The following is a 22,981-nucleotide window of genomic DNA, read 5'->3' as shown; positions in this document are numbered from 1 at the left end:
CGCTGCGGGCCTGACGGGCCGACAGACGTTGGCCCGGGCCCAAGCCCCGGATCTCGGCCTCGATGCGGTAGAGCTCAGCGATCCGGCGCAGGCCCTCGGCGGCGATTTCCGAGCCGTCGCGGTCGAAGACCTCCTTCAGCTTGCGACGCGCGTGTGCCCAGCAGTGGGCCACCGTGATCGGCGCGCCGCCGTTGCGGGACGGGCGCGTCAGCCGGTCATAACCGGTGTAGCCGTCGAGCTGCAGGATACCGTCGAACCCCTGAAGGATCTGTTCCGCGTGGGCGCCGGCGCGGCTGGGCTGGTAGGTGAAGACCACACCGGGCGGGTCTTCTCCGCCCCATCCGCGATCATCGCGGGCCAGGGCCCAGAGGTAGCCGGTCTTGGTTCGGCCGCGTCCGGGGTCGAGGACCGGAGCCGTGGTCTCATCCATGAACAGCTTTCCGGAGGACTTGATGTGTTCCGCCAGCCGGTCGACCACGGGGCCGAGGTGGAAGGCCGCTGTGCCAGCCCAGTCCGCCAGGGTGCTGCGGTCGATCTGGATGCCGGAGCGCGCCAGGATCTGGCTCTGTCTGTAAAACGGCAGGTGGTCCGCGAACTTGGACACCAGGACATGTGCGATGGCTCCTTCGGTCGGCAGCCCGCCTTCGAGCAGCCGGGGTGCGGCGACAGCCTGAATGACCCCATCCGAGCAGATGCGGCAGGCATACTTCGGCCGGATGTCGACCAGCACCCGAAGCTGCGCCGGCACGATGTCCAGCCGCTCGGTCCGATCCTCGCCGATCTGGTGCATGCGGCCGCAGCCACACGGGCACTCAAGGCTCGCCGGTTCGATGACACGCTCGATGCGCGGCAGGTCCGCGGGCAGATGGCCGAGATTGCGCTGCCGTGTCGCGCGCGGGGTCCTGGTGGATGACGCGGTCTGCTCCTTGCGGGTCTCGACCTCCGCGACTGCGGTTTGCAGGTCTTCGAAGGCCAACTGCCGGTCGTCCTCGCTCAGTTTCTCCGAGCGTTTGCCATGCACGACGTGGTTCAGCTCAGCCACGAGATGCTCGAGCCGCCGGTTGGCATCCTTCAACGCGTCGTTCTCCTGAAGCAGCGCCAGCACGGCCGCGCGCTGGCTCTCGGGGATCGCGGAAAGGTCGATGGGCGAGGTGCTGGACATGCGCGGATAATACCGCGCCAAATGCGTCGATGCCCTATCATTCCCTGGGGCGAGTCACTCTGCCACAGCTGGTCTGCGCACCTCCAACAATCGTATACGGCGCCAGTCCAGGCCGGCAAACAGGGCCTCGAACTGTGCCCGGTTCAGCGTCATGGCCCCATCCCTGATCGCAGGCCAGGTGAAGGTGCTCTCTTCCAGCCGTTTGTAGGCCATCACGAGCCCGCTGCCGTCCCAGAACAGGATCTTCATTCGGTCGGCGCGCTTCGAGCGGAAGACGAAGACCGTTCCGGTAAACGGATCTTCCGCCAGAGTAGACTGGACCAGGGCCGCGAGACCGTCATGGCCTTTGCGGAAGTCGACCGGCTTCGTCGCCACCAGAATCCGCACACCCTGCGAGGGCATCAACATGGATGCGCCTCGAGCGCGTGGACGATCTCCGCGACCCGGGCGACGGGCATGTCATGCGCCAATTCGATCACAACAGCCCCCCGAATGATCCTGATCGGGGCCGCCTGCGAAGTTACCTTCGGACGCGCTTCCTCCTCGGCGACCTCGCAGACGACGAGCGGCGCAAAGACAGGTTCCTCGACTTCGGCTGCAGGCAGCACCAGCTTGCCCTGTTTGGCCTCTCGTCGCCACGCCGAAAGTTGATTGGGCAGAATGCCAAACCGCTCCGCTACGGCATTTACAGTCGCTCCAGCTTCCAGGGTCATCGAGACGGCCAAGGCTTTTGCCTCATCCGGCCACCGACGATGACCCGACGCGTAGATCTCGACGCCCAGCGATTTGAGAAACGAATTTGTAGCGCACATTGCGAAACGCACTCCCCATCATGAGATGGAGATCACTTCGCAGCCGAAGCCATCAGCAGCAACGTGGGGTCGAGACGACGCTTACATTTCTTCGAAAACTGGTGCGGCGATGGGGCGTGCCGCGGGTCATCGTGACCGACAAGCTCCGCAGCTATGGTGTCGCCGTCCGGGGGCTTTACCCGAGCGTCGAGCACCGCTCGCACAAGGAGTTGAACAACCGGTCAGAAGCCTCGCATCGACACACAAGGCGACGAGAAAAGATCATGGGCCGCTTCAAATCTTCGCGCCAAGCGCAGAGATTTCTTTCCGTTCACGATCAGACCGCAACCTTGTTCTGTCCGAAGCGCCATCGCCTCTCCGCAATTTCCTATCGCCACTCTCGGACTGATGCGTTCAGCCTGTGGAACGATTAGGCTGCTGAAATGACCACATGATGGTGATGCCGATGTTTGTCACGGCGCGATAGAACAAGCTGACAAAGCCCCCTTCGCCTACCTGAAATCTACGCTTGAAGCGATCGCCGCCGGCCATCCGAAAACCCGCACCGACGACCTGCCCCCTGGAGCTTCCAGCCGTCAAGCTGAAAGCCCAATGTTGCTCTGCTCTGAGCCCCAACGTTGGACCGCCAGAAGCTGGAGCTTTCCGACTCAGACAGCGCTTTCGGATCACCTGCGCACAGGCAACCCGATCGAAAGTGTGTTCGCCATCGTCCGGCACAGGACCGTGCGGACCAAGGGTGCGCTGTCGCAGAAGCCTGTGAAGCTCATGGTATTCAAGCTCGTTCAGACCGCCGCGAAGACATGGCGCCGGCTGAAGGGCGCGAACCGGTTGCCAATGCTCATAGTAGGCGTCACATTCACCGATGGTGTCGCAGAAGCCGACGCCGAAAACCGCGCCGCTTGATCAGGCCGCGTCACCCAAAACACCTCATAGCTCCCAAGCCGCTCCAGTCTCGTTCAACGCCATGTCGCGCGCCAGCCGCCGCAAAGCCATCACGAAACCCGCTGTGCCAATCGAGGACTGTGCCGCCCGTATCGAACGTCAGTGCTTGGATTTTCCTACTCATACGTATATCACCCTTGCAACGCCCTGATCTGACGCATTCGCCACACGGTTCATGTGACGGTAAATCAACTTGTGCCGCAACTCGTCTGACGCGCCATCGTAGTAGAGATTGGTGAACTCGCCCGGATCTGCCTCCAGATCGAACAGCTCGCAAATGTCATGGGTGTGATAGACGACCAGCTTGTAGCGACCGTCAAACGTCATAGTCGCATAGGTCCGTTGGTCGGCCTGACTGTAGTAGACCCCGTCATGATACTCGCAGAAGACGGTTTCTTTATGTGTGGTGACTTTGCCGTTTTGCCTCAATATCGGCACAAGCGACTGCCCCTGCATCGTCTCGGGTATCTCAAGCCCCGCCGCTTCCAACAGTGTCGGCGCCACATCCACCAGTTCGACCAGAGCCTTGGACTTCTGACCCACAGCATAGCCCGGCCCGGAAATGATCATCGGCACATGAACAAGGCTCTCGAAGAACCGCCCGCCTTTATACATCAACCCATGATCGCCCAACAACTCTCCATGATCGCTCATGAAAATAATGATCGTGTTGTGGAGGTGGCCGATTTGTTCCAAGTGTTCGACAAGCCGCCCGAATTGCTCGTCCAGCAACTCGATCATCGCATAGTACGCAGCTTTTGCCGCCCGGCCGTCGTAACCCGGGGGAGGGCGATAGCTACGCTCCGCCTGATCACTGTAGTCACTCTCTGTTCCTGTGTCAGTCGGATCAAACGCCTGCGTCGTCTGCGCACTGACGTTCTCAAACATCTTCTGTCTCTCCAGATCGCTCTCACGGAACAGCGGCGCCGGCATAGCCTTGGGATCGTAACGGTCGAGATAGTCCTGTGGTGGATCAAATGGTGGGTGCGGGTCAAACGGATTCACGCTTAAAAACCACGGCTGATTGCCGCTCTCGTCAATAAACCGCATGGCCATGTCAGTGCACCATGTCGACTGATGCAGTTCAGCCGGAACGCCCGGTGCGATAAAGCCCATCTGCTTGGCAAACAATGCTTCGGGATCAACACCGCGCTCTTCTTTCAGCCAAGTGTGATAGTCATTCCGCACACCATGATCCGCCGAGCTTGGCAGGTGCGAATAGGCAAAGAAATCGTACCCGTCATCCTCCACCCGCTGTTCCTGTCGGCGGATCGCTGCATTCAGATGCAGCTTGCCAACCAAACCACCTCGATAGCCGCCGTCGGCCAGTATCTTGGTCACCAGCGTCTCATTCGGCGGAAAATATACTGTCTCGTTGCGATAGACCCGCGTCGACATCGGATATCGACCAGTCAAGAAGCTCGCCCGGCTCGGCGTGCAGACCGGGCTTTGCACATACGCGTTCTCAAACGCCGTACCACGGGCGACATGTGCGTCAAGGTTGGGTGTCCGAATGTATGGATTGCCCAAAGCGCCAATAGTGTCGGATCGCATCTGGTCCGCACAATACCACAGAATGTTCGGTCGCCGGTTGATCATTACGTCTTGTCCCTAATGTGATGAGCCAGAGGCCGCATATGGCGCGCAGGTCCAATGAGCCTCGTCTGCTTTATTTGTTAGCTGTCTTGGCGCCGATGGGCTGGATCACGGCCCATGTGTCAGCCGGCTCCGCTTTGAGCTTGTGCCACGGCTGTAGATCTTAGAGAAGACGCGCTCCCCGTAGAAATTCTGCACCTCGGGCGTTTGCACGGCGGCTTCCAGTGCATTAGCCATGCTATGGATGGCCTCTTGCGCCGTATCCTTCTGCGCGAACCACCAGTTTGTGATGCAGAACTCAACGTCATAGCCAAGCTCTTTCAGCGTCGGCAAATCGCCCAAGAGGGCATTGTGCTCACCGCCGATCGTAGCAAGCGGGTGGATAGCCGAGTCTGGATTTTCCGCGCCGTCCGGCAGAAGTGCGAATTCCACGACTTCGGCCGACGACAGAACCGACACAGCGGTCTGGCCACCGGTCAACGCCTGGAAGTTGGACGCACCGCCCCATTTCCGAACAAAGCGGAACTTGACGTCCGGCTTCGGCCTTTCAAGCATGATGCCGACCATATAGCTGGTCGCGCCGAGGTTAGCGCCGACAATCCGTGTCGTCCGATTTCGCGACGGCTTTGTCAACAATTGGTCGACAGTTTTTATGCCGCTGCCCTTGCCTACAAGCGGTGCCGTGCAAATAGCACCAGTTGCGGCCACCGGCTCAAAATCGCGCCAGCTGAAATCAAGCTGCCCTGACGCCTCGCTGCCCATCGTGGCGATAGTGCCCATAACGAAGTTGTACCCGTCAGGATCGGCTTCTTTGCCTTGGTGCGTGCCGATTGAGCAGTGACCGCCGACATTGATGATCGTGAGCGGCTGACCAAGGATATCGTTCTTCGCCATAGCGTTAAGGGTACGAGTCAACTGATCCGCTGTGCCGCCGGCGCCGAACTGCACTTTCATCTTGGTGGCTTTTGTCGGCCAATTTTCGGCAACGGCAGAGTTTGCGTCGACCGAAGCGAGAACCGCAAGTGTAAGTAGACTTATCATATGGTCCTCCCTTTGTTGCCTTCAAACGCGCCTCGTTTTCGTGAACTTCCGACAGGATGCTGACCCGTACAAAGTGATCAGCGACGCGGTACGTGAAATGGTGAGCAGGCTGCGAGCGACATATCCGCCGTGGTAGGGGTTGCCCCCCAAAAACGGGGGGCAACTTGTGACGATTACTTCTTCATCGTCTGCAATGCTATTGGCTGGATCCGGTCCCAAGTTTCCTCCAAGTCGGTTGTTAGGGCTTCGCCACGAACGATCTTCGGTTCAAAGACCTTCGTCCGCCAAAACTCCTGGACACGCCCCGTGGCGGCCGCCGCTTCGAGTGCATCGGCCATGCCATCTATGGCTTCCTGTGGCGTGCCCTTCGGCGCGAACCACCAACTTGTCACACAGAAATCGAAGTCATAGCCTAGCTCCTTGAAGGTCGGCAGATCGGGAAGCGCCGCGTTGCGCTCCGACCCTCCATAGGCAAGGGCCTTGATCGCCGAGTCGGGGTTTTCCGAGCCGTCCGGCAAATAAGCGAACTTCATGACCTCGGCACCGGACATCACGGACGCATTGATCTGGCCACCCGTGAGAGCCGCGAAGTTCGGAGGTCCGCCACCGGTTTGAACGTAGCGGAACTTCGCGCCTTCTTCGAGGCCTTCCATCATGACGCCAGCCATATGGTTGATTGCGTTCAGGTTAGCGCCGAAGATGAGCGAGTCCGGGGCCGCCTTGGCCGCAGCCAACAGATCGCTGATCGAGTCATATCCACTGTCCTTGCGCACCACCGGCAGGTTGCAGAACGAGCCTGTACCAATCACCGGCTCAAAGTCGCGCCAACCGAAATCCATCGCGCCGGTGGCCTCGCCACCCATCATCGCGATGTGCATCAGAAAAAAGTTGTAGCCATCCGGCGCAGCATCTTTCCCCTGGCGGGCACCGATGGAATAGTGTCCGCCGACGTTGATGATAGTCAAAGGCTTGTCCAGCAGCCCTTCTTCTTGGATTGCGGCTTGAAAGTTGCGTGCGATCTGATCGGACGTTCCCCCGGCCTTGAACGGCACTGTGATCTTGATCGGTTTCTCCGGCCAGTCAGCCCGCGCTTCTCCAAAAGTCGCGAAGAGCGCGCCTACCGCGGCGACCCCGATCGTCAAGAATTTATGCTTCATGTTTCCTCCAGGTCAAAAATTTGCGATCTGTGATCTCAGTTATCAAAGCGTAGCTTCGGATATAAAGTCTGTCTACAGAATATTATTGCACTCTTCTAAAGTACTGATTTATAGATGAAATTATGTGGATGGCGATCTCTATTTTGCCGCCAAATTGACTCGGGTACCGGGAACTGCGGATCAAAAACTGATGCGTCTGGGACCATCCAACCCCAACCGCCCGAGCTGCGCATCGACCACAGCAAGGCTAATTTCGACGAAACCGTGCGGATCCGTGTCGAAATGCGCAGCTTCTCTTGCCCATGCTCAAGATATCCCGAACCCGCGCATGAGAGTGCTCAACCGTCGTCTCAGTTCCACCCCCAGCCTTGCTCTATAAAATCTCGCTTCCGGCGATTTGGCCGGTCGGCTCTGCGTAACAAAACCGTTGACTGCGATCATGAGAGTGTTCGGCCGGGTAGTCGCAGAAGGTCAGAAGCGCGTCCCTGTCCTTGACCAGTTTGGCGACCGCCTTGTCCCATTTCACACCATAGGTTTCGACGAAGAAATCGAAAGCGACCTCAGCCTCGGCGTGGGTTTCTGCCTGCCAGATGTCGTGCAAATGGCCCTTGGCCTTGGCCTGTATGGATTTGGGCAGCGCATTGACCACATTCATGGTCTTGTGGACCCAGCAGCGTTGTTCCCGTGTCGAGGCGAACACCTCTCGCAGGACTGTCCAGAACCCCAAGGCACCGTCACCGACAGCCAGCTTGGGGTCCTGTTTCAGGCCGCGCCGCTTGAGATCAAGCAATACTTCACGTCCCGTCGACCGGCAGGGGTTTGCCCGCAAACCCCGAGAGGGGGCTCTCGGTGCTTTCGCGGAAGCCGTCGGTCATGGCCAGAAATTCCTTGCGGCCATATTCATCGGCACCGACAATCACCAGAACGCATTGTTTTTCCTCTGCCATCCGCGGTTTGAAATAGACGCCATCCGCCCAGACATACAGAAAGCGCCCGTTTCTGAGATCGCGTTTCTGCCAGGCCTCGTAGTCCGGTCCCCAATCAGTCTTCAGCCGTGTGATCGTCTTGGCAGACAGCCCCTTGGCATTCGGGCCCAGCAACGCTTCCAAGGCTTCGCTGAAGTCGCCGGTCGACACGCCCTTGAGGTAAAGCCATGGCAGCAACTCCTCGACCGATTTCGCCTTGCGCAGACAGCGCGGCAGGATGCTGGGCAAGAAGGTGATCTTGTCCTCGCCAGGGCCGCGATCCCGCATCCGGGGCACCTTCACCGGCACCGGGCCCACGCCGGTCAGGATCTCACGCTCCGGCAGATGTCCGTGCCGGACCAATCTGGCGCGGCCATCTTCGAGCTTGTCTTTGGCGAATGAGGCCATCAGCGCGGCCAGTTCCGCTTCGATCGCCTGTTCGATCAGCTTGCGGGCCCCATCCCGGATGACATCGGTCAATGGGTCCGGGGAAAATCCGGATGGATCAGGCAGTGTGGCGATGGTAGTCTCTGGCAGTGGCATAACCCTTTCTCTGCAGAGAATTGACGGCGTCTGAACACCGCCATGTTATGCCGCCCCTCAGCGCATCACCAACTCTCGCGCGTTTCTCCGTCACAAGTGGGACACGATCGAGATAGGCATCCTGAAGACCTGCCGCCAGGTTTGCCGCCCCGACTGATTGCGCCATGGCGAAGGCGAGTTGCCCTGTCGCGCGCGCATATCCATCGGCCATGTAGACTGCGGATTTCTCGGTATGCGCCAGGTTGCGATCAATGCCGCGCTTTTCAAGCTCGATTAGGGTTTCACGCAACACCGCATCGACGAAGAAGACGTGCTCGCATCCCATCGATGCGATGGTATCAGCCAGATAGGTTGCCCCGGATTGCGATTCAGTTTGCTGGGTCGTGAGGGAGGTGACATTGGAAGTCGATCGCAATTGAGAGCTCCTAGAAAGTGAGATTCAGCCATTTGTATTGCGATCTGAGATCGCATCGTAAGAGGTGTATGGCAAGAAATATCTTAAGGATTTCTTTTTCTGGACAGATGACAGGATTTTCGATAGCGTCAGTAAACTGAGATCGCAGATCGCAAATTGTGAGGATTGAAGTGCGCGAAGCTATCACACAAGAATCGTCCGTACCCGCCGTCGTGTGCGCTCGAGAACCACGTCATTCCGAAACTCAGCTCCGGCCAATACGACGCTCGCGGATCGCAGCGTACCAGATGCCAGATGCCAGTTTGATCAATGCCAACCGAACTCTCCCTGAGTGCCAGCTGACCCACATTGCCAGTCGGCGGATTTTTCAGAGATCGCCCTCCATTTTTAGTTTTCACTTCGAGGTCAAGACAATGAACACATCTTTACGAAAAACGCCGCGATGGGACGTCCTCACCTGTAGCGTGATCGTGGTGGCTTGTTCGATTCTCGTCTACGATGCGCTTGAACTGCCGCCGGGATCGTTCGAACCTCTCGGTTCCGGCTTCATGCCGCGTGTTCTTGGGCTGTTGGTGATCGGATTGAGTGTTCTCGTCGCACTCGGAGCATTGTCGAAGCCGGCACCTGAGGCAAGCGAGTTGCCGCCCGACCTTTTCGCCGGGATGTCGATGACGACACTGACAATCGCAGCCGCCACTCTCTTCCAATCACGCGCCATCGACTTCGGCATCTTGATGGCCGCTTTCATTTTCGCGGGCGTCATGGCGCTGGAACACGGACGTCGCGCGGCGATCCTGCCGGCGGCCATTACTGGCATAACTTTTGGGTTTGGGATGAAGTATGTCTTTACGCGCATCTTCGTCGTCGATCTTCCCGTATGGTTCTAGAGGAGTAGACCGATGAGCGCCCTCTCCGACGCATTCATCCAGATGATGAGCTTCTGGCCAATATTTTTTTTGTTCCTCGGAACCTTTCTCGGCATCACGGTCGGCGCGATCCCGGGCCTGACCGGCTCGATGTTAATCGCTCTCACTCTGCCGCTGACCTTCTACATGAGTCCGTTCAACGCGGTTGTTCTACTGGTCTCGATGTATGTAGGCTCGATCTCGGGCGGGCTGATCACCGCTACCTTGCTTCGTATGCCCGGCACTCCCTCGAACGTTATGACCACGTTTGATGGCTACCCGATGGCGCGTGCAGGTCGACCGGGGCGCGCTCTGGGACTGGGTATCACGTCGTCGCTTGTTGGCGGTCTGATTGCAGCTATCGCGCTGTTCACCATCACTAAACCACTCTCAATCTGGGCCACGCGGTTCGGCCCGTTCGAGTATTTCACGCTCATCATGATGGCGATGGTGCTGATCGCATCGGTTAGCCAAGGGAGCCTTGTCAAAGGATTGATCGCGGGCCTTCTCGGCATGATTGCCTCGATGCCGGGCGTTGACCCCTCAGTCGGTCAGCTCCGGCTGACCTTTGACATGCACATCTTCAACGGCGGCTTCAAACTGTTGCCGGTCCTAATCGGCGTTTTCGCGATCAGTCAAATCCTGCGCGATTGCCTGCAGATCAAGAACGCCCCAGAAAAGGCAGAAGTCGACATGAGCGGCGTGTTGCTCTCATTCTCCGACTTGAGGCGCTTCTTCGGCAACATTTTTAGATCGTCGCTGATTGGCACTTGGGTTGGCATACTGCCCGGCATCGGCGCCTCGATCGGGTCGATCATTGCCTATACAACACAAAAGAATATCTCGAAGACGCCGGAAGAGTTCGGCAACGGCTCCGAAGAGGGGATTGTCGCCTCTGAAGCAGCCAACAACGCAACCGTTGGCGGAGCGCTTGTACCCTTGATAGCAATGGGCATACCTGGATCGGTCATTGATGCAATTCTGATCGGCGGGCTGATGATCCATTCTATCCAGCCGGGGCCGACGTTGTTCATCACTAACGGAGACATCGTCTACGGCATGATGATTTCATATCTCATCGCGAACTTCGTAATGTGGGGCATGATGACCGGCATGGTTAGGTGGATCGCTAAACTGATGTATTTGCCGCGGACTTTCGTCCTGCCGGTCATTATGGCGTGCTGCATTCTTGGCGCATTCGCCTTGGACAACACCTTCTTTGATATCTGGGTCATGCTGGCCTTTGGTGTGGTCGGGCTGCTGCTGGAGTTGGGACGATTTCCCCTTGGGCCCTTCGTTATAGGCTTTGTCCTGGCACCACTGGCCGAGCAAAAGCTGCGGGCCGGGTTAATGATGACAAACGGGGATCCTTCGCCCATCGTAACTACGCCCCTGCCCCTGATGTTCACGATCATCGCCCTGATCCTGTTGTTAATCCCACTCATTCAAACCGCGCGCCGCAACCGCATGGCGACGCCGAAGGCATCTTAAGGAATGGCGGACAATCATGCGCGGGTTGACCTTTTCTGGTCAGTCCGCTCGCCGTATTGCTACCTAGCCCTGCATCGCCTGCGCCTTTTGGCGCAAGAGCTGCCGCTCGAACTCGTGCTAAGGCCGGTCTATCCCATGGGTTTGCGTCGTCCGGGACAGCACGGGCCGCCCGGAAGCGCAAAAGCCAGCTACAATTTCATAGACGCCGCTCGCGTTGCGAAGATGCTCGGCCTGCCCTTCCACAGCCCCTTGCCGGACCCACTCGATGCGCGGCCAGACGGCGAGACGCATGCCCATGTTCTGACCCGGTTGCTTGTGGTGGCGGACTCTTTTGGCAAATCTCTCGAACTCGCTGACAAATTTGCCGTCGCAATTTTCGCCAAGGAGGATGACTGGAGCAAAGAAGACGCTCTAAGCGATTGCATAAAGAACGTGGGCCTGGATGCAGCGCATCTGGTAGCGGAGCTGTCAGAGCACCCCGATCCAATCGCGCGCCGATTGCAGGAGAACACTGAGGCACTGGAAGCCGCCGGACACTGGGGTGTCCCGGTTATGGTATGGAACAATGAGCCGTTCTACGGGCAGGACCGCGTGGCAGTTCTGGCTTGGCGGCTACGGCAGCAGCTACTCTAGGTAGACCGCTCCAGCATCGACGACGTCACGACTTTGGCGGCCTCCGAAAGGTCCATGCGAATGGCGTTGGCCGCCTGCTCTCCATCGCCGGCTTCGATCGCCGCCGCCGCTTGAGCATGCCACTTGTCCGCCCTGAGCACCGTGTCTCTTCGCTTTGCGTTCAACCGCAGAAGCGGCCCGACACGCAACCAGAGCAACTCGATCATGTCGTACAGCGCACCCGAATCCGCAGCCTCATAAATCTGGAAGTGGAATTCTCGGTTCACCACCAGATGCCGAGCACGATCATCGGCGGCGACCGCCTCATCCATTTGCTCCACCAAAGCCCGGAGGCGTTTTTTCTGCCGGGCGTTTGCATGCTTCGCTGCGCGAGTTGCCGCCAGTCCTTCCAGAGACAACCGGATTTCAGTCAACTCCTTGAATTCCTTGAGAGTGAGCTCCGGTAGCGTAATGGTCCGATTCTCGCGCTTGACCATTGCCCCTTCGGCTACCAGCCTTTGAAACGCCTCGCGCACCGGCATCTGGCTAACACCCAACTCGCCCGCGATCTTGCGTGTGCTTAGTTTCTCGCCCGGCTCGAACTGCCCGCCAGAAATTGCGTCGCGTACGCTCTCATAGACAAGTTCGTTTGCTGCGCGGTGAACAACCGGTTTCAGGCTGACTTGTTTTATACTCATGCGAATCGTCTCCGTAACCCTATGAAGCCTGAGCGTCCCAACTCACACTATCAATCTAGCTTGACGCAGTCAGTCCCTTGTGTAAACGTGATCTGAGATCACATCTACAGCTTTAGTCAGAGGCACCGCTTGGCACCGACACATTCCATCTTTGTTGATTGGGGAACGTCCAACCTTCGAGCGTATCTTTTAGACGCGAGCGGCAAGATTATCGCTCAAAGGTACACCCCCCAGGGGATCAAAAAAATTGAAAATGGGGCCTGTCCTGGTATTTTACGTGCGATGGCGGTTGATTGGGACGTCCTTAGTGCCGGAACCCGAGTTTTAATGGCGGGCATGGTAGGAAGCGAGATGGGATGGCGTGAAGTCGCACTCGTTCCAGCGCCCTGTGACGCTAAGGACATTGCCGACAACCTGGTCAATGTCTCTGCAGAAGGATTTCATGATGTCCGGATCGTCCCCGGAGTTCTGTCGCATCAACCAAAGAGACCTGCAGGAATGATGCGAGGTGAAGAGGTCCAATCGATCGGCGCGTTTGCAATGCTTGAACAGCAAGACGCGATCATCTGCCTGCCCGGGTCACATTCAAAGTGGGTTGACATTCAGGACTCCAAAATCGCGGGGATATCGACCTTCATGACCGGCGAGATGTTCGAAATCGTCGGAAAACACAGCACCCTTCGCGGACTGGTGGAGCAATCCCCAAGCTGCTTTGACGCCGCAGGTTTCCGAGAGGGCCTTGCTATGGCCCGGACCGAACTAAATCTCATGCAGCTCATCTTTTCCATCCGCACCGAAGCAGTGGCACGCGGCGGTCCGTTGCCGTGTCGTGACGCAGCGCGGCTATCTGGCATTCTTATCGGATCAGAGACTCGAGCCGCGATTGACGCGCTTGATATTCAGGCTGAGACTGCAGTGTATCTAGCGTCTGACACCCAACTTATGCGCGCTTACGACCTCGCACTACGTGAATTCGGCCAGAGAGTGGTGACAGTCGATGCTGAAAGCGCGTTTTTGAACGGATGCCGGGCGATCAACAAGGCTGCCGATGTGGGCGCAGAACAACCCGCCATTCGAGCGTTGGTCTGACCACACCGAAACACCCGAAGTGAACCACTTGTGTGGTTGCCGCCGCTAATGCAAGAGCTTTCTGACCCATTGGTGCTGTGATCGATTGCGGTCTTGTGTCAGGCCTCTGATTTGCGGCTTTTCCGTTGCCGCGGGCCGGGATGATGATGAGCGGAGCGGGTCCAAATCTACCGGCCGAGCTTTGCGGCTCAAGTGGTTCAACTGGTTTTCCCGATCCGGCTCTGTTCGATCATTTGCCCATTCTGGTCATCGCTCTCTCACATCGTTGGCATCAGCGCAAGACCGTCGCTTGTTTTAACGTCATGCGGTCATTGCTGGTGCCGGAACCTGATAATCCTGCTTCCTGGTCAACATGGCCCAGATTGCCCTAGCCATCTTGTTGGCCAAGACGATTGCGACAAGCATTCTCGGCTTTCGGTCGAGCATGCGCGCGAGCCAGGATTCCGGCTGAACAGGCTTCCGCCCGATCCAGTTCAGCCGGGACATCGCCCCGATGATCAGCAAGCGTCGGATATCTGCCTGCCCGGCCTTGGAAACTCGTCCAAGCCTGTCCTTTCCTCCCGACGAATGCTGGCGCGGAACAAGCCCCAACCAAGCCGCAAAATCTCGCCCGCATTTGAAGCTCTCCATCGCTGGCGCAAAGGCCTCGATCGCCAATGTGGTCAGGGGACCGACGCCTGGCATCGTTTGCAGGCGACGGGCCATGTCCGTTTCTGTGGCAAGCACTTTTGCCTTCGTGGCCTTCTTATCGATCCAGCTCGACTTCTCGGCGATCTGCTCCAATAGATCCCGGCACTCTTCCCGCACCAGTTCCGGGAGGTCGCTATTGGGCTCCTCAACGATATCCCGAACATTTCCGAGCTTCCCGATCCCTTTGGGGATGACATGGCCGTATTCATAGAGCACAGCCCGAAGGGCATTCACCAGTTCCGTCCGTTGATGGACAAGTCGCTCCCCGCTGCGAAAAAGCACTGCCTTGGCCTGTTGCTCAGTCGTCTTCGGCTCCACGAAGCGCATTTCAGGCTGCCGTGCGGCAATGACGATAGCCTCAGCATCCGCACGGTCATTCTTGTGCCGATTCACGAATGGGCGCACATATTGCGGCGCGATCAGCTTCACCTCATGGCCAAGCGCCGTCATTTCCCGCGCTCAGTAACTGGCGCTGCCACAGGCTTCGAAAACCACAAGGCACGCGGGCTGATCCGCCATGAAGAGCCGGAACTGAGCCCGTGTCAGCTACTTACGAAACATCGTGCCGCCTGCACTTGAAGCGCCATGGAGCTGAAAAACGTTCTTTGCCAGATCCACCCCGATCATCATATTCTCTGTCATGGTTGCCGTCCTTTCCTGTCGTGGGTTTCAACATCGCCACATTGGCACATTGGCACATTGCGATGCCGTCGGAGATGGGCGGCAACCACCCCATCTACCGGCTGACGCCGGTAGCATCACGTTTTCCATGCAGTTCGAGGTACTGAAGTATGATGTCGTCGGTTACGTTTCCCGAAGTGGTCGAGAAATATCCACGAGCCCAGAACCGGCGGCCCGAGTAGCGCTTTCGCAATTCGGGGAACTCCATCTGGACCCGGCGCGAAGAGCGACCCTTGATACGTTGCATGACCGTGGCGAGGGCCAGTTTCGGCGGCACACTGATGAACATGTGGACATGGTCACGCGCCACGACGCCCTTGACGATGTGCACGTCGAGTTCCGCGCAGGTTTGGCGGATGATCTCGCGAAGACGTTCCCGCATCACACCTTGCAGAACCTTGAACCGATAATTCGTGGCCCAGACGACGCGATACCGATGGTGAAACGTGGTATGGCTGGCTTTAGAATAGCTCATGAAGGCTGAAGCGGACCGGCTGGAAGCCGGTGGCTTCGTTCCATTCAATGGATAGAAAACTCTTGCAAAATAGGGGCTGTCCACAAATGGCAATGCCCGTTGGGACGCTACCAAGCGTTACTCTTCCACAGACATCGCTTTCTGCAGTTCGCCTTGTTTTAAACCGCTTAGCCGTTTGAAGGTTAGATAGACCATTGCGACGAGAAGCAGTGCGTTGATCACAACAAGCGTGGCAGAGACCGGGCGATCCACGAAAATCCAGTAGCCATCACGCGAAATCAGAAGCGCGCGGCGCAGGTTCGCCTCTAGGATCGGTCCGAGGATCATCCCGATGACGACCGGAGCCAGCGGATAGTCAGCCGCCCGAAAGAGAATGCCGATGAAGCCGAAGGTCAGCATGATCTGCAAGTCGAAGACCGATGACTGAAGCGCGAAGGTCCCGATCGAGCACAGGAGCAGGATGCTGGGGATCAGATAGACTTTCGGGACGCGCAGAACGTAGACGAACAGCGGTGTCGCAAGGATGCCCGCGATCAGCAGGAAGACGTTGGACACCAGATACACCATGAAGATGCCGCCAACGACGTCCGGGTTATTTTCAAACATCGCCGGTCCGGGAATGAAGCCGAGGATCAAGAGCGCCCCCAGCAGCATGGCCGAGGAGGCGTCGCCGGGAATGCCCAGCGACAGGGTCGGGACAAGCGTGCCCCCGACGGTGGCGTTGTTCGCCGCTTCGGTCGCAACCACACCGCCTTCTGCGCCTTCGCCGTATTTCTCGTCGGGTTTGGCGGCGGCCTTGGCCACGGCGTAGCTGGTGAACGAACTGATGACCCCACCGGCCCCGGGGATCGCGCCGAAGAAGGTGCCAATCGCCGAGGACCGCAAAAGGTTGACTGAGTGCTTCAGCGTCATGGCAACGGTGCGCAGCCCGGGCCTTGCCACTTTCACATTGGGGGTCTTCAGCAGATCGCGGCCAAGCATCTGCGCGGCCATCTCGGAAATTGCGAACAGCCCGACAACGACGGCCACGATGTGGAAGCCGTTCAACAGGTTGTTGGACCCGAAGGTGAACCGAAGTCCGGTCGAGAAAGAATCCGTGCCGACCGTCGCGATCAGCAACCCGAAACTGCCGGCAAGCAGCCCCTTGACGACCGATCCGCCCGAGATCACGACGATGGCAAAGAGCCCCATGATCGCCAACATGGCGTATTCCGGCGGGGCAAAATTCGACGCAAAGCGCGCCAGAAGTGGGGCGCAGAACACCAGCACGACGCCTCCGATCAGCCCACCGATGGCGGAACTGGTGATGGCGATCCCGATGGCATCCGAGGCCCGGCCCTTCTGGGCCATCGGATAGCCATCAAAGAGCGTGGCCGCCGCCAGCGGTGTGCCGGGGATGCGCAGCAGAATGGCGGATACCGCCCCGCCGCAAGAGCCGCCCACGAAGATCCCGATCAGAAACCCCATCGCGGCGACGGGCGGCAGACCGATGGCCACGGGCAGCAACAGGATGATGCCCATCAAGGGGCCCAGCCCCGGCATGGCCCCGACAATCAGGCCGACGACGATGCCGATGAAGGTCAGGCCCAGAGCAAGCGGTGACAGAAGGACATCAAGCCCGGCAGAGAGGAATTCGAAGATCACGTGGAGGCTCCTACCATGGAATGAAGATGTCCCAGATGCCAAGCGGCAGCACGACATTCAGGAAGACTTCGAAAAGGAAGGCAAAGCCGGTGGCAATGCCAATCGCGGCGAGGGCCAGTTTCAAGACATTCCGCATCCCGCAGATCCACATGATCGCAAAGATCAGCGGCGCGGTTGCAAGGTGATATCCGACGGTTGTCAAGCCGCCGAGATACACCGCAAACACCGCCAGCATCAGGCCCGCGCGCCGCAGGTCCGACCGCGCGATATCCTTGGCGGGTGCGCGGTCACCGCGCCGCAGCAGTTCGGTGACAAGCTGGACCACCAGCAGCGCCCCGATGAGGATCGCGATTGTGCGCGGATATGCGGCGGCGTTGTCATAGGGACCGCCACTGGCGATCCCCTGTTCCTTGAAGGTCGTTTCGATCTGCCAGAAGACGGTCACGATGACAGCGAAAAGAAACCCGAGAGCGGCGATGTTGAGCGTTCTGGACGAAACCATCGTGCTGTCCCCCTAGTCGAGCTTGCGAAGCTCTTCTTCTTCCCATGCCAGCGCGTTGCCCATCGAGCTGAGCTGTGCATCCACCGAGCCAACGATCTCTTCGTACTGGGTGTGATCCCAGTCGAGCGGGACAAAGCCGATCGCCTCGATCGCCTTGATCACCTCCGGGCGCGCCATGGCGCGTTCCATCGCACCGCGCAGCGTGTCGGTCACGTCGTCGGGCGTGTCCGGGTGGACGATCCACCATGTCCACCCCATCGGGCCGAGGTTTGAAAGCCCCAGATCAACCCCCAGCTCGCCGATGGTCGGCGCGCCGTCATAGGCCTTTTTCGAGCTTTCGAGTTCGGACAGCACCAGCAGGATGTTCACCCTGTCGGGGTTCGACCGATAGTTGCCGACGTTGATGAAGGCGAAGTCGAGAACCTGCGAGCCGAGATCCTTGAAGACGTTGCCGTCCTGCGTGTAGGGTACGTTCTGGGCCACGCAATCGTAGGATTGCAGCACCTTCGCGATCACCATGTGCGGCAGGTTGTTCCGCGAGCCGGAGGAATACCGCAAGTCACCGCGATTTTCCTGACAGTAGGCCATCATCTCCTCGAAAGAGGACCAACGCTCCTCGTCGACCTGACCGGCAATGGCAAGGGCATTGGCGACAGCGGCGCTCAGCGGTTTGAAATCCGCAAAGTTCCAGTCCGCGTTGCCGAGGATGGGCTGCAGGACCAGCGGCGCCACGTAGCCGTCAAAGATGGTATAGCCATCGGCGGGCTTGCCCATCGCTGTCGTCTGGCCCTTGGTGCCCGCCGCACCCGGCAGAGAGATCACAGGCATGTCGGTGCCCAGTTCCTCGCCCATGGCCTTGGCGACCACCTGGCTCATCGCCATGGCGTTGCCCGGCCCCCAGGGGTGAATGATCTCGATGTTGCGCTCGGGGAATTCCGCAAGCGCCGCGGTGGCAGTAGCCGCCATAAGGGTCCCGGTTACAAGGCCACCCTTGAGTGTTTTCGTGAGTTTCATGTTTTCCTCCCATTAAACTTCAGTTCTTGTTGCGTGTCATTCTCCTGCCAGCGCGACCTCCGGCGGTGTCAGATCAAAATGCGTGTAGAGTTCCGGCGGCGCGTCGTGCAGCGCAAAGTGATACGCGATCTCGGCCTCCAGCCGTGCTTCGACGGCTGGATCGTTCAGGCGTGTCTCTTGCCGGGGGTCGGCCGATAGGTCGTAGAGCGCGGTTTCGCAATCCTCCAGCGTGTCGCCATCCTGACCCACTTGGGTGTTCTTCGGGTCCAGTTTCATCCGCAGCGTCGGCGCGCCCTTGGTAAAGTTGAATCCCGGAACCAGCTCGCTTGATTGCAGTTCCGAGATATCGAAATGCTCCAACATGTGGGTCGGCATCAGTGTGTAAAGATGCAGGTTTGCGGCGGTGAGGTCCTCGGGATAGCGGTAATAGGCATACCTCCCGTCTGTCACGCCGACCGGCCCACCAAACATGCCGAAGACCTGACTTTTTCGGCTTCTCGTATCCTCGCCCAGCAGCGGCAGCAGGGATCCGCCGGTCACGGTCTGGGGCACCTCGCAGCCGTGGATGTCAAGGAACGTGGGCATCAGATCCGTGGTCTGGCTGAGCGATTGCCGTCGGGTGCCGGATGCCGTGTTATGGTCGGGATGCCAGACCATCAACGGGATATGGCTGATTTCCTCGTAATAGGGCATCCGGTTCTTGGCCCACCATTCATGTTCGGACAGCAGAAACCCGTGATCGGTGGTCAGGACCAGCGCGGTGTCCTTCCACAGATCATGTTCATCGAAGTAATCGATGAGCCGCCCGAAGTAATCGTCGCACATGGCTACAAGCGCTGCATAGTTGCCGCGAACGGCCGCGACCTCTTCCGGCGAGTTGTTGTTTCGCTCATAGGCTGGCCAGTTGAGGATTTTGCCGTTGTAGCCCGTGTCATACGCCGCCTTGAAACGCTCGGGCGCCACGAAAGGCTCATGCGGATCGAAGCATTCGAGCTGCAGGAACCAGTCCTCCTCGGCCCGGTTCGTGTCAAGAAAATCGAAGGCCCTGGCAAAGCACTTGGCCGTCGGAAAGTCGGCTTCCTCGGTCAACTGGTCCTGGCTGATCGCACCGCGCAGCTTCTTCACGGCCGGGCGGGGCGCATTGTTCCACGTGATCGCGCCGGTCTCGGGCAGGCCGTCCAGCTTGTACTGCCTCTCATCGAACTTTTCGCGATAGCGTTCAACAGGCGGACGCACCATGACCTTCAACGCGTCGTATTCCTGTCCACGCACGAAATCCCAGCTGTCGAAGGCATTTGCATAGCCCCAACCGCCGTTCTCGAAATAATGCAAATGATCGGAGATCAGGTGCGTGTAGACGCTGTTCTTGCTGAGAGTTCTGGCAAAGCTTTCGTCGAACGGCTCCAGCGGGCCCCAGTTGCGATGGGTGAAATTCAACCGGCCGGTGTGCATGTCGCGCCGCGCGGGCATACAGGGCAGAGAGCCGACATAGTGCTTGTCGAAGGTCACGCATTTCTTCGCGAACCGATCAAAGTTGGGCGTGGCAATTGAGGTGCCACCATAGGCCCCAAGCGCCAACCTGTTCAATGAATCGAAAAGCACGAAAACGGTTCTCATCAAGCTCTCTCCCCGGAGAATTGCAATCTGAACCTATCGTTGCGCAAAACATGCTAGTCTGTAAAATTCAGTGTGGCGCTAGTTTAATCTCCTAAAGGAATACCATATGGACAAGCAACTCAGGGCGTTCCTCGCCATTGCGCGCAGCGGCACGACCACCGCGGCCGCCAAGGAGCTGAACGTCGCGCAATCCGCCGTGACGAAACGGATCTCCAATCTGGAGCATGAACTGGGCACTGCGCTTTTCTTTAGGGAATATCGCGGCATGTCCCTGACCGAGGCCGGCAAGCTTCTCATGGTGCGGGCCACGCGGATCGAGCGCGAGTACCGGGACGGCAAGGACGAGATCTCAGCCATCGCCTCTGCCGGTCTTTCCAACCTCAGGATCGGCGCGGGCCCGGTGTTCTACTTGAACTGGGCGGCACCCTTGATCGGGATGCTGAAGCAAACGTATCCCGGCTTGACGATCGATCTGAGAACTATGGACAACGAAGAACCGGCATCGCAACTGATGTCCGGCGACATCGACGTCTATCTTGGCATGATCCCCGAGGACAAGATAGACGAGTCGATCTCGACCAGCGTTGTCTTGCAGATCGAGCACGGGATCGTCATGCGCGCCGATGATCCGAATTCCCAGCGAGAAAACGTCGATCCGGGCCGGTTGAAACACTATGACTGGGTCAGTTTCGTCGCCGACCCGGTGACGGAACGCTCTATCGAGACCTATACGCTGCCCAAGGGCAGCAAGAGTTCCCTGATAACCATCCGGACGACGTCATTCACCACGGGCATACAGCTGGTCAAAAGCGGTAGCTTCATCATGTCTGCCCCGCTGCAACTTGAGCGGTTCGTAAAGAAGGACGGCTTGGTGATCCGTCCGGTGGAAAAGGGCATGCCGCGGCGCGACGCGGGCGTCTATGCGAGGAAAAGCTCGCTGGGGTTCGGGGCGGTCAAGACCGTGAGGCGGTTCTTCGATGAGGTACGTGTCTGATTCATATGTGGACGCCGCCTATGGCAAGGGTTGAATTTGTCGGTTGCGGTGATCGGTTGCTTTCATGTGTCCGGCCTCACATGATGATCCTTCGGTCAATAGCCCAATTTGCTCATGCCCGTGGCGGACTCTCTTTCGGCAGACGCTGTCTGCAAACCTCACATCCGGCGGGACGAAGTCCCACCCACTGTCCCGCGTTCGGGACCGGAGAGTTCCAAAAGAACGGCGCCACTCTGTGAAGGCGGAATTTGTTGGTGCCACACCGGACAACGGCGACGTTCCCTCGGTCACTAGGCCGCTTGCCGTCGCAGAGCGGCCCGATCTCGTTGACTGTTATGCCGCTGGTTTCATTGTCGCTCTTTGCGGGACCTCTCCGTCAACGACAAATCGCCAAAGTGCAACCAGCAGCTTTCGTGTCAAGAGAACTGCACTTGACCAAGGCGATTGGAGAACGTTCTCGGACGTGACCCGCTGTTGCCGGGTGGTGGGATAGACTTCCTCAAGAGCCGCCCCAAAGCCCATGGCTCCATCGCCGACCGCCAGTTTCGGAGCGTTGCGGCCGCGGCATTTGAGCCCCAGCAGGACCTCGCGCCAGCTTTGCGTGTTTCCCGCACGCCGTCCTCGATGGCCAAGAAATGCTTCTCGCCGCGCACATTGACGCCGATCACGACTAAGGCGCAGAGCCGGTCATCTGTGCCGCGCAAGCCGCTGTAGATCCCATCGGCCCAGACATAGACCCATTCATCTCGGCCAAGATTGGCCTTGCGCCAGGCGTCGTACTCGGCCCCCATTGTGTCTTCAGTCGCGCCACTGTCTTGGCCGAGAAGCCGGTCGCATCCAGGCCCAGGAGCGCCTTGAGTGCCGCGCCCATCTCGCCCGTAGAGATGCCCTTGAGATACAGCAAGGGCAGCGCCGCCTCGATCAACTTCGCCTTGCGGATGTAAGGCGGGACCAACGCCGAGCGGAACGTCACCGGCGCGCCCGTCTTCGAGCGCACCTTCGGGATCTGCACCGTGACCGGGCCGATCCCGGTCTGCACGGCGCGTTCGGGGTGGTGTCCGTTCCGAACAACTGCAGCCCGGCCCTCCGGAGTGCGATGTTTCGCAAACTCGGTCAGGAAAGCATCCAGCTCCGCCGCGACAGCCGTTTGCAGAAGCTCCCGCGCGCCCTTGCGCAGAAGATCCGTCAGCGGGTCCGACACGGTGTCTCAACCGGCAAATTCGATGATGGTAGCGTCAGTCATGGTGGTGCGCCCTCGATGGTTGGTGGTTTGTTTGGCGACATCAAACCAACCAGATGCACCGCCAGCTTTCAAACCGCCCAAACACCGGATTCAGCCATAGCTCAGTGCAAGCAGAGGTGTGGTTGTCATTGGGAAATTTTCCAGCAGGCGGCGAAAGACTCCGGCCCGGTCTCGGCAAAGGGGGGCGTTCGGAATTGCAGAGGTCCATCACCACAGCGCAGCGGTCGCAAAAGGCGGTGTTGTCACGTAAACTCGGCGTCGGTTGTCGGTGTGCCGACATCAGCGTAATCGAAATGCATGACCCAACCCTCGATCAGCTACAAACGCCACCGCTTCCCGCCCGAGATCATCGCTCACGCGGTCTGGCTTTATGTCCGTTTCAATCTGAGCCTGCGCGAGGTCGAGGAAATGATGCTGGAACGAGGCATCGACGTTTCCTGCGAAACGGTCCGCCGTTGGACCCGCAAGCTCGGGTCGCTGATTGCGCGCAACTTGCGCCGCCGACAGGCCCGCCCCGGCGATGTCTGGCATCTGGATGACGTCGTGGTGAAGATCGCGGGCCGGTCATTCCGGCTCTGGCGTGCCGTCGATCAGGACGGTGTTGTCCTGGATGGAGAGTGTCAGATCTTCTGTGTATGAGTGATCCGGTCCATGCTTCTTCGAAAGGAAGCATGCATGACGATCTCCAAGGAA

General features: G+C 58.7%; 18 protein-coding genes and 7 pseudogenes. 9 read left to right on the top strand and 16 right to left on the bottom strand.

From position 1 onward, the window contains the following. The 3 genes from tnpC to BMW90_RS25025 all read right to left on the bottom strand — a co-directional run. Positions 1 to 1,162: IS66 family transposase (gene tnpC / locus BMW90_RS25035; protein ID WP_074840383.1), on the bottom strand; the 1,162-nt coding region annotated here is incomplete at its 3' end. A gap of 54 nt (positions 1,163 to 1,216) precedes the next feature. Beyond that, a complete protein-coding gene (tnpB, locus tag BMW90_RS25030) occupies positions 1,217 to 1,570 on the bottom strand; it encodes an IS66 family insertion sequence element accessory protein TnpB (RefSeq protein ID WP_074840379.1) in 354 nt (117 codons plus the stop codon). Further along, positions 1,564 to 1,974 (bottom strand): transposase, encoded by a 411-nt coding sequence (locus BMW90_RS25025; RefSeq protein ID WP_074840377.1) that lies wholly within the window; start codon positions 1,972 to 1,974, stop codon positions 1,564 to 1,566. Before BMW90_RS25025 ends, tnpB begins: the two co-directional genes overlap by 7 nt. A 26-nt stretch (positions 1,975 to 2,000) precedes the next feature. Here BMW90_RS25025 and BMW90_RS25020 point away from each other — a divergent pair. The 3 pseudogenes from BMW90_RS25020 to BMW90_RS25015 all read left to right on the top strand — a co-directional run. After that, a pseudogene (locus tag BMW90_RS25020) lies at positions 2,001 to 2,387 on the top strand (DDE-type integrase/transposase/recombinase); the annotation flags it as partial. Positions 2,388 to 2,457: 70 nt separating this feature from the next. Further along, positions 2,458 to 2,558 (top strand): annotated as a pseudogene (locus tag BMW90_RS27375) (transposase domain-containing protein); the annotation flags it as partial. 79 nt (positions 2,559 to 2,637) lie between these two features. Then, positions 2,638 to 2,877, top strand: a pseudogene (locus BMW90_RS25015) (IS256 family transposase); the annotation flags it as partial. Positions 2,878 to 3,036: 159 nt separating this feature from the next. Here the strand turns inward: BMW90_RS25015 and BMW90_RS25010 are convergent. The 5 genes and pseudogenes from BMW90_RS25010 to BMW90_RS24985 form a co-directional block, all read right to left on the bottom strand. Then, on the bottom strand, positions 3,037 to 4,515 hold the full coding sequence (locus BMW90_RS25010) for a sulfatase family protein (protein WP_074840375.1): 1,479 nt from the start codon (positions 4,513 to 4,515) through the stop codon (positions 3,037 to 3,039). A 105-nt stretch (positions 4,516 to 4,620) separates the two neighbouring features. After that, positions 4,621 to 5,553 carry a tripartite tricarboxylate transporter substrate-binding protein gene (locus BMW90_RS25005; protein ID WP_074840374.1) on the bottom strand — a complete coding sequence of 311 codons (933 nt, stop codon included), beginning with the start codon at positions 5,551 to 5,553 and terminating at the stop codon, positions 4,621 to 4,623. Between the two features lie 173 nt (positions 5,554 to 5,726). Next, positions 5,727 to 6,710: a tripartite tricarboxylate transporter substrate binding protein gene (locus BMW90_RS25000; protein ID WP_074840372.1), complete on the bottom strand. Its 984-nt coding sequence runs from the start codon at positions 6,708 to 6,710 to the stop codon at positions 5,727 to 5,729. Between the two features lie 445 nt (positions 6,711 to 7,155). After that, positions 7,156 to 8,218: pseudogene (locus BMW90_RS26225) on the bottom strand (IS256 family transposase); the annotation flags it as partial. Then, entirely contained in the window at positions 8,181 to 8,633 is a 453-nt protein-coding gene (locus BMW90_RS24985; protein ID WP_074840366.1) for a thiamine pyrophosphate-binding protein, read from the bottom strand. The pseudogene BMW90_RS26225 and the gene BMW90_RS24985, both read right to left, overlap by 38 nt. A gap of 287 nt (positions 8,634 to 8,920) precedes the next feature. On the opposite strand from BMW90_RS24985, the gene BMW90_RS24980 reads away from it, so the two are divergent. From BMW90_RS24980 to BMW90_RS24970, 3 genes are read left to right on the top strand one after another with little or no spacing between them, the layout of a single operon-like run. Further along, on the top strand, positions 8,921 to 9,520 hold the full coding sequence (locus tag BMW90_RS24980; protein WP_083416211.1) for a tripartite tricarboxylate transporter TctB family protein: 600 nt from the start codon (positions 8,921 to 8,923) through the stop codon (positions 9,518 to 9,520). Positions 9,521 to 9,532: 12 nt separating this feature from the next. Continuing rightward, positions 9,533 to 11,029: a tripartite tricarboxylate transporter permease gene (locus tag BMW90_RS24975; RefSeq protein WP_074840362.1), complete on the top strand. Its 1,497-nt coding sequence runs from the start codon at positions 9,533 to 9,535 to the stop codon at positions 11,027 to 11,029. 3 nt (positions 11,030 to 11,032) lie between these two features. Continuing rightward, complete coding sequence (locus BMW90_RS24970) at positions 11,033 to 11,662, top strand: 2-hydroxychromene-2-carboxylate isomerase (protein WP_074840361.1); 630 nt, start codon at positions 11,033 to 11,035, stop codon at positions 11,660 to 11,662. Here the strand turns inward: BMW90_RS24970 and BMW90_RS24965 are convergent. Continuing rightward, positions 11,659 to 12,339 (bottom strand): GntR family transcriptional regulator, encoded by a 681-nt coding sequence (locus BMW90_RS24965; RefSeq protein ID WP_074840359.1) that lies wholly within the window; start codon positions 12,337 to 12,339, stop codon positions 11,659 to 11,661. The genes BMW90_RS24970 and BMW90_RS24965 overlap by 4 nt on opposite strands. 129 nt (positions 12,340 to 12,468) lie before the next feature. Between BMW90_RS24965 and BMW90_RS24960 the strand changes: the two genes are divergently transcribed. Continuing rightward, a complete protein-coding gene (locus BMW90_RS24960; RefSeq protein WP_074840357.1) occupies positions 12,469 to 13,428 on the top strand; it encodes a 2-dehydro-3-deoxygalactonokinase in 960 nt (319 codons plus the stop codon). A 300-nt stretch (positions 13,429 to 13,728) separates the two neighbouring features. Here the strand turns inward: BMW90_RS24960 and BMW90_RS24955 are convergent. The 6 genes and pseudogenes from BMW90_RS24955 to BMW90_RS24930 all read right to left on the bottom strand — a co-directional run bounded on the left by BMW90_RS24955 (position 13,729) and on the right by BMW90_RS24930 (position 20,051). Continuing rightward, positions 13,729 to 14,760 (bottom strand): annotated as a pseudogene (locus tag BMW90_RS24955) (IS110 family RNA-guided transposase). A gap of 94 nt (positions 14,761 to 14,854) precedes the next feature. Next, positions 14,855 to 15,274 (bottom strand): IS200/IS605 family transposase, encoded by a 420-nt coding sequence (tnpA, locus tag BMW90_RS24950; protein ID WP_074840355.1) that lies wholly within the window; start codon positions 15,272 to 15,274, stop codon positions 14,855 to 14,857. Between the two features lie 117 nt (positions 15,275 to 15,391). Further along, a complete protein-coding gene (locus BMW90_RS24945; RefSeq protein WP_074840353.1) occupies positions 15,392 to 16,918 on the bottom strand; it encodes a tripartite tricarboxylate transporter permease in 1,527 nt (508 codons plus the stop codon). Positions 16,919 to 16,928: 10 nt separating this feature from the next. Beyond that, a complete protein-coding gene (locus BMW90_RS24940; protein ID WP_074840351.1) occupies positions 16,929 to 17,420 on the bottom strand; it encodes a tripartite tricarboxylate transporter TctB family protein in 492 nt (163 codons plus the stop codon). A gap of 12 nt (positions 17,421 to 17,432) precedes the next feature. Further along, positions 17,433 to 18,434, bottom strand: a complete 1,002-nt coding sequence (locus tag BMW90_RS24935) for a tripartite tricarboxylate transporter substrate-binding protein (protein WP_074840349.1) — start codon at positions 18,432 to 18,434, stop codon at positions 17,433 to 17,435. A 36-nt stretch (positions 18,435 to 18,470) separates the two neighbouring features. Then, positions 18,471 to 20,051, bottom strand: a complete 1,581-nt coding sequence (locus BMW90_RS24930) for a sulfatase (RefSeq protein ID WP_074840347.1) — start codon at positions 20,049 to 20,051, stop codon at positions 18,471 to 18,473. Positions 20,052 to 20,157: 106 nt separating this feature from the next. On the opposite strand from BMW90_RS24930, the gene BMW90_RS24925 reads away from it, so the two are divergent. Then, positions 20,158 to 21,045: a LysR family transcriptional regulator gene (locus tag BMW90_RS24925; RefSeq protein ID WP_074840345.1), complete on the top strand. Its 888-nt coding sequence runs from the start codon at positions 20,158 to 20,160 to the stop codon at positions 21,043 to 21,045. Between the two features lie 468 nt (positions 21,046 to 21,513). On the opposite strand, the pseudogene BMW90_RS24920 reads toward BMW90_RS24925, so the two are convergent. Next, a pseudogene (locus BMW90_RS24920) lies at positions 21,514 to 22,246 on the bottom strand (IS256 family transposase); the annotation flags it as partial. Positions 22,247 to 22,585: 339 nt separating this feature from the next. Here BMW90_RS24920 and BMW90_RS24915 point away from each other — a divergent pair. Further along, positions 22,586 to 22,900: pseudogene (locus BMW90_RS24915) on the top strand (IS6 family transposase); the annotation flags it as partial. Between the last annotated feature and the right edge of the window lie 81 nt (positions 22,901 to 22,981).

The organism is Marinovum algicola (genome assembly GCF_900109145.1).
Classification (GTDB): domain Bacteria; phylum Pseudomonadota; class Alphaproteobacteria; order Rhodobacterales; family Rhodobacteraceae; genus Marinovum; species Marinovum algicola.
The sequence above is the reverse complement of the archived record's forward strand: the minus strand, read 5'-3'. Positions and strand labels throughout refer to the sequence as shown.

Bases quoted from the DNA above. Each gene is read 5' to 3' on its own strand.
- tnpB (WP_074840379.1), bottom strand. From the start codon at position 1,570: ATGTTGATGCCCTCGCAGGGTGTGCGGATTCTGGTGGCGACGAAGCCG.
- BMW90_RS25025 (WP_074840377.1), bottom strand. From the start codon at position 1,974: ATGTGCGCTACAAATTCGTTTCTCAAATCGCTGGGCGTCGAGATCTAC.
- BMW90_RS25010 (WP_074840375.1), bottom strand. From the start codon at position 4,515: ATGATCAACCGGCGACCGAACATTCTGTGGTATTGTGCGGACCAGATG.
- BMW90_RS25005 (WP_074840374.1), bottom strand. From the start codon at position 5,553: ATGATAAGTCTACTTACACTTGCGGTTCTCGCTTCGGTCGACGCAAAC.
- BMW90_RS25000 (WP_074840372.1), bottom strand. From the start codon at position 6,710: ATGAAGCATAAATTCTTGACGATCGGGGTCGCCGCGGTAGGCGCGCTC.
- BMW90_RS24980 (WP_083416211.1), top strand. From the start codon at position 8,921: ATGCCAGATGCCAGTTTGATCAATGCCAACCGAACTCTCCCTGAGTGC.
- BMW90_RS24975 (WP_074840362.1), top strand. From the start codon at position 9,533: ATGAGCGCCCTCTCCGACGCATTCATCCAGATGATGAGCTTCTGGCCA.
- BMW90_RS24970 (WP_074840361.1), top strand. From the start codon at position 11,033: ATGGCGGACAATCATGCGCGGGTTGACCTTTTCTGGTCAGTCCGCTCG.
- BMW90_RS24965 (WP_074840359.1), bottom strand. From the start codon at position 12,339: ATGAGTATAAAACAAGTCAGCCTGAAACCGGTTGTTCACCGCGCAGCA.
- tnpA (WP_074840355.1), bottom strand. From the start codon at position 15,274: ATGAGCTATTCTAAAGCCAGCCATACCACGTTTCACCATCGGTATCGC.
- BMW90_RS24940 (WP_074840351.1), bottom strand. From the start codon at position 17,420: ATGGTTTCGTCCAGAACGCTCAACATCGCCGCTCTCGGGTTTCTTTTC.
- BMW90_RS24935 (WP_074840349.1), bottom strand. From the start codon at position 18,434: ATGAAACTCACGAAAACACTCAAGGGTGGCCTTGTAACCGGGACCCTT.
- BMW90_RS24930 (WP_074840347.1), bottom strand. From the start codon at position 20,051: ATGAGAACCGTTTTCGTGCTTTTCGATTCATTGAACAGGTTGGCGCTT.
- BMW90_RS24925 (WP_074840345.1), top strand. From the start codon at position 20,158: ATGGACAAGCAACTCAGGGCGTTCCTCGCCATTGCGCGCAGCGGCACG.